The sequence below is a fragment of the Paenibacillus sp. FSL R7-0048 genome (genome assembly GCF_038004505.1).
In the GTDB taxonomy this organism is placed as follows: domain Bacteria; phylum Bacillota; class Bacilli; order Paenibacillales; family Paenibacillaceae; genus Paenibacillus_AQ; species Paenibacillus_AQ odorifer.
Genome location: NZ_JBBORF010000001.1, coordinates 6,868,559 through 6,884,940, shown reverse-complemented (window position 1 = coordinate 6,884,940; position 16,382 = coordinate 6,868,559). Strand labels below are relative to the sequence as shown.

Genomic DNA, 16,382 nt, shown 5'->3' with positions numbered 1-16,382 from the left:
TAATCTATTTCTGTCGCTGCTGCTCACGCTCTATATACTCATGCCGTAATATGGACAGGATATGCAGAGATTCAAAATGTCCCTCAACCTTCATACAATCACGTAGAGTCCCTTCCAGTGTAAAGCCACAGCTTTCATAGACATGGCGAGCCCTGTGGTTGTGATCTCTAACATCCAACCATAGCCGATGCGTCTCGGTGTGCTGGAAGATCCAGTCGCTCACGAGACGAAGCGACAGTTTGCCATACCCAAAGCCCTTGGAATGGATGACGATTCGTTTAATACAAACGGTAAGATGAATATCTTGAAGTCCTGTTACGATGATATAGCCGACTCTTTTCCCGGACCTCTCTCAAATTGTAAGATGCAGGATATCTGGATCATGGATAGCCGTAATGTGCTCCTCTTTACTCCACTGTCCGATATAGGCACGATTAAGCTCACTTTGTTCAATGGCTAGAACGAACGCTAAATCCTGCTCGGTGGTAGTTTGTAGATCCAACGTTTCTGAATGAATGATCATAACCTTATGCCCCCGTCTAATATGTATTTTTATCCATAGTAACGAAGAATTTTCTCCCTGTCATTTAATTAGTCCCGGTTGCTCACTCTATATTGGCGGCACTGTAGGAATGAACGTAACTTCGTGTATAATTGAGACCAAGTGTTAAGAATTCCAATCGGATGAGGAGATCAGCTGGTTATGTATTTTCTTGATATTATGTCTTGGCTGACAGAGGATAATCTGCGGCATCTGCTTGAACAATATCGTTCGTTTGGGCCCTTTCCGGGCATTGCGTTAACGTTTATGAAATCATTTATACCACCACTGCCAACTATTGCGATCGTAGGGTTAAATGGGGCCGTATATGGTTTATGGTTAGGTTTTTTGTATTCTTGGATCGGTCTGGTTGCAGGCTGTGTGACTACCTTTTGGATTATCCGCAAAGTAGCCTCCCATCGTTATTTACGAAAGTGGGCAGCGCGGCCCAAAGTAGCCAAAAGCATGACGTGGGTGCGGCAAAGTGGATTTAGCTATGTTTTTCTGCTTAGTATATTTCCGGTAGGACCTTTTGTTGTGATTAATATGGCAGCGGGGCTTGCCGGGATGAGGTTCCGTTCGTATCTTCTTGCGCTCACGGTAGGCAAAGCGATTATGGTATTTGCAGTTTCATACATTGGCAACGATCTGGAACGTTTCATTCGCCAGCCGTGGGAGATTATCTATGTTCTGTTGTTTATCGGGCTGTCGTTATGGGGAGTCAAAGCCATCGAAGCGCGTTTTGCTAGAACAGCACAGGATGGGAACAAGATAGCTTAGCATAGAGTCAGAATTAACTGGAATCCCTAAATTTAAATAGAATAAAGGAGGAAATGATGATGAAATATCGTAAGCTTGGCAGTACAGGAATGAATGTCTCGGTGATTGGCCTAGGGACTTGGCAGTTTGGCGGAGAGTGGGGCAAGGATTTCACTCAGGTTGAAGTCGATGCCATGCTGGATAAGGCTGGAGAGCTGGGTATTAATCTGATTGATACGGCAGAATGTTACGGAGATCACTTGTCGGAGAAGTTCATCGGGGATTATCTGGCGCGCCGCAAACGCGAGGACTGGGTTGTAGCTACGAAATTTGGCCATCATTTTCAGGGGCATTTGCAGCGGGAACAGCTATGGCGTGCTGAGGATGTGCTTAAGCAGCTGGACGACTCCCTCCGCGCACTCCAAACAGAGTATATTGACCTCTATCAATTCCATTCCGGAACGGATGAGCAATTCGATAATGATAAGCTGTGGAGTATGCTCGACAGACAGAAGCAAGCCGGCAAAATCCGTCATTTGGGCGTGTCGATCAGTGCATCGGGCTCGGGGGTGCACCAGACCTCTGCGGCAGCGGATGTGCAAGCAGAGGCCATACAAGTAGTATATAATCGGCTGGATCGTCAACCTGAAGAAGAGATTCTTCCGCTGTGCATCGAGCATCAATTAGGCGTGTTAGCTCGCGTTCCGTTAGCCAGTGGTTATTTGAGCGGCAAGTATAAGCCAGATGCGGTTTTTGCTCAGGGTGATGTGCGAGCTAACCATAAAGAGGATGTAAGACAAAAGCAGCTGCGCGCAGTAGCAGAAATTGCTGCTAATGAAGTGCCGTCAGGTCTGGATATGGCGCAGTGGGCTTTGGCTTGGTGTCTCCAGCATTCCGCAGTAACCAGTGTAATTCCGGGCTGCAAAAATGTAGAACAAGTCATCTCCAATGCCAGTGCTGCCGATTTGGACATGGTGAAGGGCAACGTGTGATAAGTTAGATTGTTACATGGTGAAGAGTTCTTGGAGCTTCATCTCGGGTGAATGCTGCGCGTAGATATGATTCCAGCTGTTCGTGGAAGTATCGTAAAGGTAGTCCTGCTTCCATTGCTGGACATGGGTCGCAATACTCCTTACAGCGGATACAATTCTCTCTACTTCCTGATTAGTCATAATGGGATGTAGGGAGATGCGAATCCACCCTGGTCTGAAGGATTGGTCGCCGCTCATGATCGCTCCGGCAATCTGAGCGGATTGCGTCCACCCTAATCCAAGCAGGTAATGTCCGTATGGACCTGCACAAGAGCAGCCGCCTCGAGCTTGTATGCCGAAACGGTCATTCAACAGCTGAACAGCGAGGTTGTAATGGATATCACGAAGTGTAAAAGAGACGATTCCATGACGTTCTGTATGATCTCCGGCCAGCAGCGCGCATTCCGGGATGTTGCGGAGCCCTGCCATTAATTCCTGACACAGCTCGTGTTCTCTAATCACCATATATTGACCGTTTCCATTCATCTGCTCCTTCAGCTTCACGCAAAGTGCCGTGCGAAAAGCCTGTAAAAACCCCGGTGTTCCCCCGTCTTCCCGCATCTCAATCGCATTAGTGTAGCGGCGTCCTCCCCAAGGGTTGACCCAGGCTACTGTACCTCCACCCGGTTCGTCAGGAATACGTCCATTGCTCAGCGCTTCATCAAAGATTAGAACGCCATTTGTGCCCGGCCCACCCAGAAATTTATGCGGAGAAAAAAAGATCGCATCAAGCTTCTCCAGTGGAGAAGGGGGGTGCATATTGATAGGCTCGTAGGGAGCACTGGCGGCAAAATCCACAAAGCATATGCCCCCATGACGATGCATAGTAGCCGCTAGCTTTGCGTAAGGCGTCTGAATTCCAGTCACATTAGAACAAGCTGTAAATGAACCAATCTTGAAACGACGATTGGGGTACAGTCGCAGCTGGTCTTCAAGCTGTTGAGGGTCAATATTTCCGTCCTTTCCGGCGGGAATGGTAACGACGTCACCAAGTCCCTCCTGCCAAGGAAGAATATTGGAATGATGCTCCATATGGCTGGTGAAGATAACGGGGCGGTCTTCCAGTGCACGGTTATTATGTTCCTGTAGCCATTCCGGGAGCCTTAATCCCATGATACGCTGCAGCTTGTTCACGGCTCCTGTTGTTCCATTGCCGCAGAAGAGCAGTACATCCTGAGGGCCAGCATTTACATGGTTCTTAATGATTTGGCGAGCTTCATTATAAGCCTGCGTCATGATTAGTCCGGTGGTGTTGGAATCTGTATGTGGATTGCTGACGTAGGGACCGAAGGCTTCCTGCAACTTGCGTTCGATCGGTTCATATAAGCGCCCGCTTGCGGTCCAATCGGCATACAGAAGCGGCTGTCTGCCATAAGGGGTGTTGATTTGATGCCGAATGCCGATGGTGTGACCACGAAAAGTATCAAAATGGTCTTGTAATGAAGCGGGCGTCTCTGCAGAAGAGGCGTGGATGATGTTTAGCACGGATATTCCCTCCAGCCCGTACGCCGTCAGTGCTAAGTTAATGGGGTGTATTTTCGGCGTGCCAGTAGTTTCTATGGCAACAGTATATGCCTGCATGGGGGATTGGGTTAAAGCCTAGTCAGACTTTAAATAAATAACTGTACATCACTTTCTAAAGCATCTTTTAAATATGCCGCAGCATCGATGATTTCGACCTCTGGCAGCAGTTCCTCGGGCTTAAAGCCCATGATCTCCACAGAGAGCTTGCAGGCATAGAATTTGATGTTTTTTTTACGAGCCCCTTTTAGAAAATGAATCAGCTTCGGTGCGCCTTGTTCCTCCATCATTTCCTCGAGCATCATTCGTCCCAGCCCGCTAAAGTTCAGATGAGAGAGCGGCAGCTGCCCAGGGCCCTTCGGTGTAATAACATCCATCAGCTTCTCGTAGATACTCTTGTCCTCAAGAGTCATCTTCTCCGGATCACGCACCAAAAATAGACCCCAGAATGAAAAAAACATAGTAACCTCGACATCGATATCTCTTGCGGCATTTGCTAGGATCAGTCCAGCCATCGCTTTGTCGTATTCCCCACTGAACATTAGCAGATTGATTTTTTTGCTCACCCTGATAATCCTCCCGTTACTTTTATTAGAATGTCATTAGTATGGTTGTGGTGGGGAGAACTATGCGAAGAAGCTTTCTGAAATTATAAAAAAAAGCCCCCTTTCGGGAGCTTGAGATTTACTAATGTACTTCAGGATCTTTAGATTCTGGACCTGCATTGCGACTGATGTCGTAATAACGGGCGGACAGCCAAATAGCTCCGGTAAATAACACGATGAGTCCAAGGACGATAGAAAAGCGCCAATCGCCTGCTTTAAAATTCAACTGAAGCACCGTTAGTACTAGTGAAACTTGGGTCCAAACCAGTGTTCTTTTGCGAAAAGCCGCAATATCGCCAACCATCTTCGGGATATTCCGAATGATCAGGTAGGCAATAACTGCGAGAATAAGGGCGAAAATAGCAGTTACCGCTAATTCAGAAGAGGACAGGACATGCATAGTCTCAGCATCCTTTCGGCTTGCAAAAGTATTAGTTTCAGATCAGAACAATTTCTATTTTTTGAAGATGCCCAGCGGAGCTCCAATCGGTAAGAAGCTGCGGCCGAAATGAGCGTTTAGCACGGATGCTCCACATCCGTAAAGGGACACGATACCAATACCAAGCTCAGCACAAGCAGCTAGCTTATGGAAGAATTCTGGAGCGATCCCAAAGGAATCAAAGGTTAGTCCGATAAAGAGAAAATCTATCAATACAAAAATGATAAGCAGAACTCTATTTGCCTCAACGGCACCAATCGTCATAAAGAGTGTGAAGATCAAGTAACCCAGAAATACAAATCCGAGCTGCTTAGGATCTACAGCCTCCGCAAGCGTTGGACCAAATACGCCAAGCTTGATTAGCCAGCTGCTAGCCATGCCGAACCAAAAGAAAGCGTAGGCGCCAAAGGCGGTCATACCAAAGGTATTGTTGTGCTTAGCATCCTGAATGGCGGCGAATAGCTGCGCGAATGCTCCCAGGAAGATAGCCCAAGGAATAACGTAGCTAAGTCCTGTTGTAAATTCAAGCTTCTGTGAAGAAGCGACCAATGTGACAATAGCCAGTCCGAATAGCCCGATGGCGCTAGGGTCGGCAGTGACGATTTTGACAGATTGGGTGTTAGGGGATTGCGCTGACATGACAGTAAAAGCCTCCATTATTATATATAGTTTTACGCTCTTAAAAACAGCCCGTAAGGGGCGCTGTTCATAGGCTTGCCTATCATATCATATCGGTATGTGCTTGCCTATAAAACAACACTCATTTTTTGTCGTAAAATAGGGGTCCTGCGTGAAATAAGGAATTGTTTACATTTTTATCTTCCATTATCAAGATACTTAACCAAACAAACGGAAGTATTATGTCAAGAATAGACATTATATGCAGTGATAATCTTCACAATCTATTGAAAATTGATGTATAATAGTCAGTGATAATTATTATCAAATCATATGAAAAAGGCGGTAAGCTTGAAGTGAACAAATGGACATTATTTACCAAGGCGACCCGGTTTTGGAGTTTTTCTGTTATGCTCATCCCGATTGTTTTGGGGACCGTTGGGGCATATGTATGGGAAGGGACATTCCATCCGGTTTTATTTATTCTTACCTTAATAGGGGCGATTTCGGCGCATTTGTTCTCCAATATGGTGAATGATCTGTGGGACTTCCGCAACGGAACCGATACAGAAGCAAAGAATTCCGCTGGTGAAATTAGCACAAACTCCGGGCTACTGACAGGTGGAATCCTCTCGGAGTCTTTTTATGCAAGGATGACCTGGAGTATGCTGGCGATTGCCCTTATCTGTGGTGGGATTCTTAGTATATATAGCGGTTGGAATATCCTTTGGTTTGTACTTGTTGGTGCTTTAATCGCTTATTTCTATGTGGCTCCGCCACTGCGTTATGGCTATCGCGGCAAAGGTTATAGTGAGATGGCCATTTTTATTGCTTTTGGGATTATGCCTGTATTAGGCTCCTATTTCGTACAAACCGGTCAGTTCAGCATGAAGCCTGTAATTCTCTCGCTGCCTGTCGGATTTTTAACTACATTATTGTTGTTTAATCACCATTTCCTACATTGGAAAGCGGATGAGCAGGCGGGTAAGCTTACGCTTGTTGTAGTATGGGGAGAACAAAAGGCGCTTGTATTCTCACGTGTACTTCTTTTTACTGGCTACGCTTCGGTGATAGTGTGTGTGCTGTTGGGTGTACTTCCTGTTTACGCACTGTTGGCGCTGGTTACAGCTTTCTGGCCGCTGCGCATTTACAGTAGTCTGAAGCAACATAATGCTTCGCCGGCTTATATCCCGCTGATGGGTGCTTCACAAAAAGCCTCCGTACGCTGCGGAGTAGTAATGGCAATAACTTTATTAATTCAAGGCTTGATCTGATAATAATAGATGGACTACAGAAGGAGTGAGCTTTCATGGAAAAGAAGGACAAGGAATTGATGGCAGAAGAACAACAAGTTAAAGGCAATCGCATGGTTCTTGGGGATTTCCACTCCATTTTAGAAGAAGGAAAGGTCTGGAAGACGGGTGGATTTACACTGCCTGACGGATCTTTTTGGGCTTACCGTGAGCCGGAGGCTGTAGTTATCGTTCGTAATGATACCTTGTATGTACGTGCGAAGTTATCTCGTGAGAACCATCAAGTGCAAATTCTGGACAATGCCAAGCACATGTATTATTCAGCCAAGCCAGTGGAGATTCCGGAAGCTGGAGAGATTAGCATTGAGCTGCAAATTCGTTGCCGTACACAAGGAACTGCACCTGGAGATCTGTATGATGGATATGTATCGCTGAACCTGCTGGATTTCACGACAGGCGCTGCGCTTGATTTCTTCGCGGGAAATGACAAATACGCTAGTGTATATGGTATATTGCCATTCCCGGGTGTACAAGTGCCAGAAAGCACTGGAACGAAATATTTCTGCATCTTTAAAGAAGATACGGATTTCAAACCACGGGAATTCAATACGTACCGTATTACCTATCACCGCGGCAATGATGAGGCTGTATTCTATTTGAACGGCAAGGAAGTACGCCGCGAGAAAAATATACCGCTGAAATTCAATAACTTCACTGTAGCGCTCGGAATTATGACAGAGAAGGATCTGAGTCCTGAAGGCAGTGTGTCTGTACATGGACAAACAGTTATTGCAGAATGGTCCCCGGTGACGGTTACAACAACTGAAGAGTAATGCCTTGCAGGCTCATTTGACAGATAAGGGTGTATGGTGTGAATATTAAAAGCTTTCTAAGATTTGTGGAGCTGCCGACGAAGGTAGCCAGTATTATTCCGTTTCTAATGGGAACGTTGTATGCCCTGTACCGGTTTGAGGATTTTTACGTATTGCGTTTTGGATTGATGTTCGTGTCTTTGCTTAGCTTCGATATGGCGACGACGGCGATTAACAACTATTACGATTTCAAAAAAGCCTCCAAAACCCACGGCTACGGCTACGAAACGCATAATCCAATTGTTCATTTTAAGCTAAAAGAGCGCACCGTCGTGGCGACGATTGTTATTTTGCTGGCGCTGGCAGCAGGGGGCGGGATTGCGCTTGTCACTCAGACGGGTTTACTGGTCTTTTTGCTGGGTGGACTGTCGTTCTTGATCGGTATACTTTATTCGTTCGGGCCGATTCCCATCTCGCGAATGCCGTTAGGTGAGCTGTTTTCGGGTTTGTTTATGGGCTTTGTTATTATTTTTATCTCTGCCTATATCCATACGGATGAGCATGTGGTTTCACTGCTGCTTCAGAACGGCTGGGTCAGCTTGAATATCAACATCGTGGAAGTGCTGTACCTTTTCTGGTTTTCCGTGCCCGCTATTTTGGGGATCGCAGGGATTATGCTCGCTAATAATATTTGTGATATTGATGAGGATGTGGAGAATCGCAGGTACACGCTTCCGGTGTACATTGGCCGCCGCAATGCGCTTGTGCTTTTTAAATATCTCTACTATGTCTCTTATCTGGATCTTGTAGTGCTGCTGATCTTAGGGATTAACCCTATTCTGGTTCTGTTGATTCTACTTACGCTGATCCCGCTTCGCCGAAATATTGCCTTGTTCACAGAGAAACAGGAGAAGGCGAGTACCTTTATTCTTGCCGTCAAAAACTTCGTATTGATGAACCTTGCGCGTATTGTTGTGCTGGGTGCGGCTGTGCTGTTAAATGCACTAATATAAACATTCATATTTTATAAAAAAGCAGTGTCTATCGGGGTTGGAGCTCCTTTTGGCACTGTTTTTTTGCAATTTGCAGGCTTCTTTCTGTTAGAGAAACGTTTCATTCTATGATAAGGTGGCTTTAAGTATAGTAAGTAATCTATAAGGAAGAAGGTTAGCAACGATGGTGCAAAAACTTCGCTGGGGAATCATGGGCTGCGCGCAGATTGCGACAGGTTCAGTGATGCCGGCTATAGTGGATTCGGAGACGGGAATGATTACAGCGGTAGCCAGTCGCGGTTTAGAAAAAAGCAGCGCTGTAGCCGCAGAGTTCGGAATAGATAAAGCTTACGGCAGCTATGATGAATTACTGGCGGATAAGGATATTGATGCAGTGTATATTCCACTGCCAAATCACCTCCATCGGGAATGGGTAATCCGTGCGGCGGAAGCTGGCAAACATATCTTATGTGAGAAACCGATCGCGCTGAACAGTGAAGAAGCGGCTGAGATGGTAAAAGCTTGTAATGATGCTGGAGTCCATTTGGCAGAAGCTTATATGTATCGGCATCATCCTCGGATTGCGGAATTGCAAGAGATTATCGCTAGCGGAGAAATTGGCGAATTACGCTCCATTCGAGGCACTTTTACTTATAATGACGCTACAGACACCTCTAATATTCGCTTTAAATCCGCTTGGGGCGGCGGCTCGCTTTATGATATCGGCTGTTATCCGCTAAGTGCAGCACGACTGCTGTTCGGAGCTGAGCCAGAAGCCGTAACAGTACATGCTATGTTCTCTCCGGAGCATGACAACGTAGATATGATGGCTTCAGGACTGGTAGAGTTTCCGAAGGGGCTAAGCCTGATTTTTGATTGCGGGATGTGGGCATATAACCGCCAGCTGTTAGAGATTCTGGGGACCGATGGAATGATTGAAGTGCCTATGCCTTTTAATGCTAGAGATGAGGACGCTGAATTTTTTGTGCATTCGGGAGAAGGGGTAAGACGGGTTGATGCCACCGGGGCGAATCCCTATACACGGGAGGTCGATGATTTTGCCGCCGCAGTATTTACAGGAAAAAAATTATTTGCACCTGAGGATGCAGTGCTGGGCATGCAATTGATCGAGACTTGTCTAGCTTCTGCTAAAAAGCGGGAAAGAATTAGTATGCTATAAGAAGATGAATCCAATAGGAATCTATGCAAAAAAAACCTCCGGGCGCTCTGCTTTACGCAGATTCCGGAGGTTTTTACAGTTTCAGCTTTTAAACGGTGCTCAAGAGAATATCATCGTCATCATTGCTATTAAACGCTTCGCGGTCAAATTCACCTTCGGAATTAGCTACTAACAGAGCTGTTACAGCTGTTCCAGTTGCGTTTACAGCGGTACGGCCCATATCGATGAGCGCTTCAACACCTGCAACGATAGCGATTCCTTCAAGCGGCAGGCCGAGAGCAGTTAAGACTACTGTGGTGGAGATTACGGCTGGTCCAGGTACGCCAGCTACACCAATGGAAGAAATAATACTTACTAATACCAGTGTAATATAGTCGGTCCAGTTCAGATCAATACCGAATACTTGGGCGGTAAATACAGCCACGATAGCTGGCCAAATCCCACCGCACGCATTAAAGTTCACAGATGCCCCTAACGGTGCGATAAAGCTCGCGATCCGCGGGGAGACATGAAGCCGCTTCGTAATCACTTCGAGATTGACCGGTAGGGTTGCGTAGCTGCTTCTGGTTGTGAAGGCAACGGTAATGGTTGGATACACTTTGCGGAAGAAACGAATTGGATTCACCTTCGCTACTAATAGAACCAATCCGCCAAAGATAAGTACAAAATGTATAATCATTGCTACGTACGAGGTTATAATTACACTGCCTAGCTCCTGCAACGTCTCCCAGCCATAACGTGCGGTGATTCCGGCAATCAGTGCGAATACGCCATAAGGCGTCAGGCGAATAATGAATTTCACAACCTGATGCAGTATCAGTGTCAGGGATTCAATAAGATCACGTACAGGCTTGACGGCTTCCGGTTTCTTGGAGCCAATCTTGATTATAGCCACTGCTAGGAAGATCGCGAAAATGAGTAGAGGCACAACCTTACCCGTAGCTGCTTCATTAACAGGGTTAGATGGAACAAGATCGAGGATAACCTGGGAGAAGGTCGGGATTTCACGGGCTGCAAAATCTGCGGGTACATCTTGTTGTATACCTTGGCCGGGATTGAACAGCAGCGCAACGGATAGGCCGATAATAGAAGCGATGCCCGTTGTTCCGAGGAACCAGGCGAAGGTTTTGATCCCGATTTTGCGTAGATACTCCAGATTGGTTAAGGAAGAAATGCTGTTTAATACGAGTACGAATACTAAAGGAATGACGAGCATGCGGATCAAGCTGATATAAATGCTGCCGAATGTGCTAATAGCTTTGGTCTCTAAATCGAAGTACTGAAAGAATATACCGGCAATAAGTCCGATGCCAAGTCCGATGAGTACCCGGGTACCAAATCCAATTCGTTTACGTGCCAGTAGAAACAAAATTGCAAACACAAATATGGAGGCGACAAATCCATACCAGTTCGTTTCGATGGCGGATAATAAGTTGTTATCTATGTTCACTACCAATACCCCCTTAAACCTAGTTTTTTAATGTGATTAATCCTATTGAGATCAATCTATATAGAATTTATAGTAAAGTCAATGTAATTATATGTTAAAAATAATTAATTCCGATAAAAACCATGTGAAAAATAAAAATTGATTGACAAGGCACTATGGCATGAATAATATGGAACTTAATCACAAGCCAATTGGAATCGACTGGACAGCCGGAGATTCAACGAAAGACGCGTAAATTGCGTCCCGTTGAGTCTCTTTTTTTTACTTTAGAGAAGGGAGAGTTACGGATTTAAGGTACAAGAATGTAGTGAAGGGGTTTCTTATTTTATTTGAAAAGGATGGTACACATATGAAAAAGCTTTCGATCTCTTTGGTTGCCGCCGCTATCGTCTTCTCCGCATTGACGTATGCCGCGGTATCCGCTAACAAAAAAACAGCAGAGGCAGCACCCATTCAAGAGAGTAGTAATACAGCAGTAACCGCAGCAGCTTTACCAGTAGCTACTTCTGCGGCAGCAGTTGTTGTTCAGGCAGAAGCTACTGCAGCTCCTGTAACAGAAGCTGTCCAGCCGGAAGCTTCGGCTCCAGCAGCTGAGACAGTCACGGCAAAAGCGACTACGGCCCCAGCCGCAGCTGTTGATTCTGCGGCGAAGGTTGTGGCTTCAGCAGCTCCAGAAGCGGGTGCAGCTCAGCCTAAAGCAGCTGCCTCCCCGGCTGCGGACACCGCTAAGACAGCAACAGCTGCAACAACGGTATCTGCATCTGTTAAACCGCAAACCAGCGCAGCAACGCCTGCGCCAACTGCTGCGCCTACGACTGCTCCAAAAGCAAACGTAACCGCTAAAGCCGTTCAGCCGACTGCCGCTCCTGTTGTATCTGAACAGCCTAAGGAAACCGCAGCTCCCGTAGCAAAAGCAACGGAGACACCTTCCAAAAAGGCTATAACCTTCTCTACCACAGAGGTAGTTAAGGCGACCCCGGCTCCGGTAGTTGAGTCTTCTCAACCGAAAACATCGTCTTCTGCACCTGCATCCACAGTCAGCGCGCCAGCAGCTGCTCCAGTGGAAACGGTTCAGGCACCCGCACCGGCACCAGCCGCTGAGGAAGAGGTTTGTCCTTGATGAGCAGCAGGCTCATTCAGGATTCCTTTCAGCCCATTCATCCCATAAACCTATTTAAGGCGAGGTGCACATAATGATACGACCATTAACCTTCAAAAAAATTGTAACGCTGCTGCTGGCAGCCTCCCTGCTAATCCTGCCTACTCAGGCAGGAAGAGCTTATGCTAATCCGGATACCGCAGAGGCGATAACCTCTTCCCAAGGCGGCGTTAACCAGTTTGACTATTTCAGTCATGTCTATGACCGTCTAAATGATGCTAACCATGTATTTAAAACAGCGACATATGAAGATATCGTTCATCTTTTTGAGAGTGAAGGCACATACGCTGTTCTGGTTGGCGGCGCTTGGAGTGAGAATACACAGGCCGATATCGGCTTTATCAACGAGGCAGCCAAGGAATATGGCATCTCAACGATTTATAACTTTGATACTAAGCTGGACGGGGACACCCTTCAGATTGCAGACAGCAATAATAAATTTGCCTATAAATATGTTGATCTGGTCAACAAGTATTTGAAGAATTTAAATCTGTCTTCCAAAGATGATCCAGAACGCAATGTCAGCTATACCAATAAAAACGGGGAAGTTGTGACTGCTAACAAGCTCGAGTCTCCATTCTTATTGGTATACAACAAGGATCACAAGGATGCACAGGGAAATAGTGCTCCTGTCGTATCCTATCTGGATAAGAGCTATTCGTGGAATGAGTTCCTGACGAACGGAACACTTGATGCGGCGAAGGTTAATGCGTATAAAACATCAGTAAGTGAGGTGCTGGGTGCCGCTTCCCGATATGACACTATCGACGAGTCGGCTTATATCAAGGCTGCATTTAATAAGAACTATGAAGGGGAAAATGAGGGCAAACCTACGATCTTCAACGAAGCGGATGGCACGCTTGTTTATGAACATGTGACCTATCATCAGCTGAAGCAAATTTTAGCGAGTGAGGGAAACTATGCGATTTTGTTAGGCGGCTCGTGGTGCCCTAACACGCAAGCGGTGATTAAATATATCAACGAATATGCCAAAAAACATAATATCCATAAGATCTACTTCTTCGACACTAAGCTGGATGCTGGTGTGACCGTTGCTGAGCCTAATAACAACAGCGGCACTAAGGGCAGTGCGAATCCGCATAATAATAATGAGCTTCAGATTAGAACCACCAATCATCCGTATGCGCAGCTTTATGTTGATCTGGTTCGTACTTATCTGACCAATATCAAGACCGAAAACAATACAGCTGCTAAACCAACTGTAATTAGTTATGTAGACGGACTTGGAAACACTGTGAGCGGAGACAGACTTCAGGTTCCATATCTGTTCACTTATAACAAGGACAACAAGGATGCAGGAGGCAAAAACACACCGATTCTAGGGCATGTTGAACTTATGTACAGCTGGACGAATATCCAACCGGATTACGTGCAGGATAATTACCCAATCGGAGCCAGATACAATAACACTACAACAGCGCTGGATAAAATATTCTCCAGACTCGAAGCTGTGCCGGCAGGACTTACGGGTGTAGCACCAACTGCGGCCGACAATAAGGATGGGCAAATTGTGGGCACCAGTTCAGCATTGGAATTTAAGCTTGCTGGAGACGAGGCTTACACCCCAGTTTCGGGATCAGCCATCACAGGGCTTGCACCTGGTGTTTACAAGGTAAGATATGCCGCAACATCGGGCTATCAAGGGCCAACTTCCGCAGCTGGACCCACAATCATTCCTTATAATGCTGGCGAAGACGTAAGTGTGGAAGTTCCTGCTTACACCCATCAACAAGCAGCTCCGATAGGACTGGTAGGCGTAGCCCCTACTTCTGAAGCTAATGATGATGGGCAAATTACGGGTTCAGCGGAAGGACAGGAGTATAAAGGCGTTGGAGAAGCTGATTATAAGCCTGTAACAGGTGCGGCTATCACTGGTCTTACTCCGGGCTTCTATAATGTGCGATATGCGGCAAAAGAGGGATACAGCGTTGGTAAAGACGCTACAGTTGAAGTCCCGGCATATGGTGAGCAAGCGGCACCTACAGGATTAGTAGGTGTAGCACCAACCAGTGCAGCTAATGACGACGGTAAAATTATAGGAACTACGAGAGCGCTGGAATATAAGCTGTCTACCGTTACCGATTATGTCTACGCATCAGATGTAGAGATCGTTGGACTGGTGCCGGGTATCTATCAGGTAAGATACGCAGCTAAAGAAGGATTTAACGCGGGTAGAGCAGCAGATGTAATCGTTCCAGCATTCACTGCGGAACAAGCAGCCCCAACTGGGTTACAGGGAGTTGCTCCTACCTCAGCAGCGAACAACGATGGAAGAATTACGGGAACCACGACAGCCTTAGAATATAAGCTGTCTAGTGTAACTAATTATGTGTATGCACCAGATAAAGAAATCACAGGATTAATACCGGGCACGTATCAAGTGAGATACGCAGCCAAAGAAGGTTATAAGGCAAGTCCAGCGACTGACATTGTGGTTCCGGCCTATGTGCCTATTTCAGATCCTGGAACAGGTGGAACAGGTGGATCGGGTGGCAATTCTACACCGAGCACGACTACACCAACACCATCAGCAAGCCCGCAACTGGTTGCTGCGGCAACAGCAGGGAATACCGTGAACCTGTCAGCAACAGCGGCAACTAAAACGGATAAAACCACAGGAGTTACTACTGCTACGATCACAAAAGAAACGGCTGCTGAATTTGTGAGTCTCGCTAAGAAGGCAGAAGCTGATGGGAAGAAAGCTGTTCTTGAAATTAAAGTTGCAGCTACTTCGGATACTCAAACAGCTGATCTTATACTTCCAAGAAGCATAATTAATGAGTTAGCCGCCGGAACGAAGGCGGAGATTACCATTGATTATGAGAATGTGGGTACGATTACGTTTGATGCCAAATCATTGGCGAGCATTAGTGCAGCTTCAGATGCCGGAGACATCATTGTTAGAATCGCGAAGGTGTCATTAACGGCAGAAGGCAAGGCTGTTCTCGGAGACAGACCGGTTTATGACTTGTCGGTTATAGCGGGTGAAAGTACGATTTCCACCTTCGGTGGGGGGAGTGTTCGTATCAGCGTACCGTATGTGCTGCAAGCGGGAGAACGGTCAGATGCGGTTATTGTGTATCACATTAACAGCACTGGAAGTTTGGACAATGTACGTGGAAATTACAATGCCGCCAAGGGAACTGTAGATTTCGTAACCACACATTTCTCCCAATATATTATTGGATATAATCAGGTGAGCTTTGCAGATGTTCCAGAGGCATCATGGTATAGCCATGCAGTAGGTTTCTTAGCAGCACGCAGTATCACATCTGGTACGGATGCTGAACATTACAGTCCGAATGCTGCAATCACTAGAGGGCAGTTCATCGTCTTGTTGCTCAAGGCTTATGACATCACACCGGATGCCATTGCTGCTGATAATTTTGCAGATGCAGGCAATACGTATTATACGAATTATCTTGCTACAGCTAAACGTCTTGGGGTAGCAACGGGTTCGGGAGATAATCATTTCCAGCCAGATATTCAGATCACTAGGCAGGAGCTATTTACACTCTTGTACCGCTCGCTTGTAGCGCTAGGTGAACTGCCATCTGAGAAGACAACGGCCACGCTTGCCGGCTTTAGTGATGCTGGACAGATCGCTGGTTATGCACAAGAAGCCCTTCAAGCGCTGGTAGAGAGAGGCGTAGTGACCGGAGCGAACGGTAAACTCAATCCAAAAGAAGTCACTACAAGAGCAGAAGCAGCACAGGTTATTTACAATTTGCTATCCAAATAATCAGCCACTAAGACATAGCGGACGTCACGTAAGTAGCGTTCAACTATGAATGTTTCGACTTGGTTTGACTAAGACAGCAGAGCAGCGGTTCCTCCTTTATTGGAGTATCACTGCTCTGCTTTTTTGTTTGTTAGCTGGCTGGTTGCCCTTGCCCTGTCCGCTTGCCCTCATGCCCGCTTGATTCAGCAGTTCATTCATTATCGGCGCGGCTTTCGGACCTAGATGACGTTATTTCCCACTTTCCAGCCTTTGGGGCATA

The 16,382-nt window shown here is 46.4% G+C and carries 14 protein-coding genes and 1 pseudogene; 8 read left to right on the top strand and 7 right to left on the bottom strand.

All coding sequences use genetic code 11. The features are described from left to right. Window positions 1-4 precede the first annotated feature (4 nt). Together NSQ91_RS30465 and NSQ91_RS30460 are read right to left on the bottom strand one after the other, a co-directional pair. A pseudogene (locus NSQ91_RS30465) lies at window positions 5-337 on the bottom strand (GNAT family N-acetyltransferase); the annotation flags it as partial. Window positions 338-352: 15 nt separating this feature from the next. Next, complete coding sequence (locus tag NSQ91_RS30460; RefSeq protein ID WP_340921170.1) at window positions 353-523, bottom strand: hypothetical protein; 171 nt, start codon at window positions 521-523, stop codon at window positions 353-355. 180 nt (window positions 524-703) lie between these two features. On the opposite strand from NSQ91_RS30460, the gene NSQ91_RS30455 reads away from it, so the two are divergent. Together NSQ91_RS30455 and NSQ91_RS30450 are read left to right on the top strand one after the other, a co-directional pair. Then, window positions 704-1,321 (top strand): TVP38/TMEM64 family protein, encoded by a 618-nt coding sequence (locus tag NSQ91_RS30455; RefSeq protein WP_036682051.1) that lies wholly within the window; start codon window positions 704-706, stop codon window positions 1,319-1,321. A gap of 59 nt (window positions 1,322-1,380) precedes the next feature. After that, the gene (locus NSQ91_RS30450; RefSeq protein ID WP_076179216.1) at window positions 1,381-2,292 is read left to right on the top strand and encodes an aldo/keto reductase; all 912 of its coding nucleotides are present in this window, start codon (window positions 1,381-1,383) and stop codon (window positions 2,290-2,292) included. Between the two features lie 12 nt (window positions 2,293-2,304). Here NSQ91_RS30450 and NSQ91_RS30445 read toward each other — a convergent pair whose 3' ends face one another. From NSQ91_RS30445 to NSQ91_RS30430, 4 genes are all read right to left on the bottom strand, one after another. After that, complete coding sequence (locus tag NSQ91_RS30445; RefSeq protein ID WP_340921167.1) at window positions 2,305-3,816, bottom strand: aminotransferase class V-fold PLP-dependent enzyme; 1,512 nt, start codon at window positions 3,814-3,816, stop codon at window positions 2,305-2,307. 125 nt (window positions 3,817-3,941) lie between these two features. Beyond that, the gene (locus NSQ91_RS30440; protein ID WP_036682046.1) at window positions 3,942-4,418 is read right to left on the bottom strand and encodes a DsrE/DsrF/DrsH-like family protein; all 477 of its coding nucleotides are present in this window, start codon (window positions 4,416-4,418) and stop codon (window positions 3,942-3,944) included. A 121-nt stretch (window positions 4,419-4,539) separates the two neighbouring features. Next, window positions 4,540-4,857, bottom strand: a complete 318-nt coding sequence (locus NSQ91_RS30435) for a hypothetical protein (protein ID WP_076124017.1) — start codon at window positions 4,855-4,857, stop codon at window positions 4,540-4,542. A gap of 54 nt (window positions 4,858-4,911) precedes the next feature. Beyond that, the gene (locus tag NSQ91_RS30430; RefSeq protein WP_036682044.1) at window positions 4,912-5,535 is read right to left on the bottom strand and encodes an acetate uptake transporter; all 624 of its coding nucleotides are present in this window, start codon (window positions 5,533-5,535) and stop codon (window positions 4,912-4,914) included. A gap of 335 nt (window positions 5,536-5,870) precedes the next feature. Here NSQ91_RS30430 and NSQ91_RS30425 point away from each other — a divergent pair, with 335 nt between their 5' ends. The 4 genes from NSQ91_RS30425 (at window position 5,871) to NSQ91_RS30410 (ending at window position 9,751) form a co-directional block, all read left to right on the top strand. Beyond that, the gene (locus tag NSQ91_RS30425; RefSeq protein WP_036682043.1) at window positions 5,871-6,788 is read left to right on the top strand and encodes a prenyltransferase; all 918 of its coding nucleotides are present in this window, start codon (window positions 5,871-5,873) and stop codon (window positions 6,786-6,788) included. A gap of 35 nt (window positions 6,789-6,823) precedes the next feature. Next, window positions 6,824-7,600, top strand: a complete 777-nt coding sequence (locus tag NSQ91_RS30420; RefSeq protein WP_340921162.1) for a DUF6081 family protein — start codon at window positions 6,824-6,826, stop codon at window positions 7,598-7,600. 38 nt (window positions 7,601-7,638) lie between these two features. Then, window positions 7,639-8,592 carry a 1,4-dihydroxy-2-naphthoate polyprenyltransferase gene (gene menA / locus NSQ91_RS30415; protein WP_076219134.1) on the top strand — a complete coding sequence of 318 codons (954 nt, stop codon included), beginning with the start codon at window positions 7,639-7,641 and terminating at the stop codon, window positions 8,590-8,592. Between the two features lie 163 nt (window positions 8,593-8,755). After that, complete coding sequence (locus NSQ91_RS30410) at window positions 8,756-9,751, top strand: Gfo/Idh/MocA family protein (RefSeq protein WP_340921158.1); 996 nt, start codon at window positions 8,756-8,758, stop codon at window positions 9,749-9,751. A gap of 88 nt (window positions 9,752-9,839) precedes the next feature. Here the strand turns inward: NSQ91_RS30410 and NSQ91_RS30405 are convergent, their stop codons facing one another. Further along, window positions 9,840-11,195, bottom strand: coding sequence for a dicarboxylate/amino acid:cation symporter (locus NSQ91_RS30405; RefSeq protein ID WP_076179275.1), 1,356 nt, complete (start codon window positions 11,193-11,195; stop codon window positions 9,840-9,842). A gap of 355 nt (window positions 11,196-11,550) precedes the next feature. Here NSQ91_RS30405 and NSQ91_RS30400 point away from each other — a divergent pair, with 355 nt between their 5' ends. Then, the gene (locus NSQ91_RS30400) at window positions 11,551-12,321 is read left to right on the top strand and encodes a hypothetical protein (protein ID WP_340921156.1); all 771 of its coding nucleotides are present in this window, start codon (window positions 11,551-11,553) and stop codon (window positions 12,319-12,321) included. Window positions 12,322-12,394: 73 nt separating this feature from the next. Continuing rightward, the gene (locus tag NSQ91_RS30395; RefSeq protein ID WP_340921152.1) at window positions 12,395-16,123 is read left to right on the top strand and encodes an S-layer homology domain-containing protein; all 3,729 of its coding nucleotides are present in this window, start codon (window positions 12,395-12,397) and stop codon (window positions 16,121-16,123) included. Window positions 16,124-16,382 lie beyond the last annotated feature (259 nt).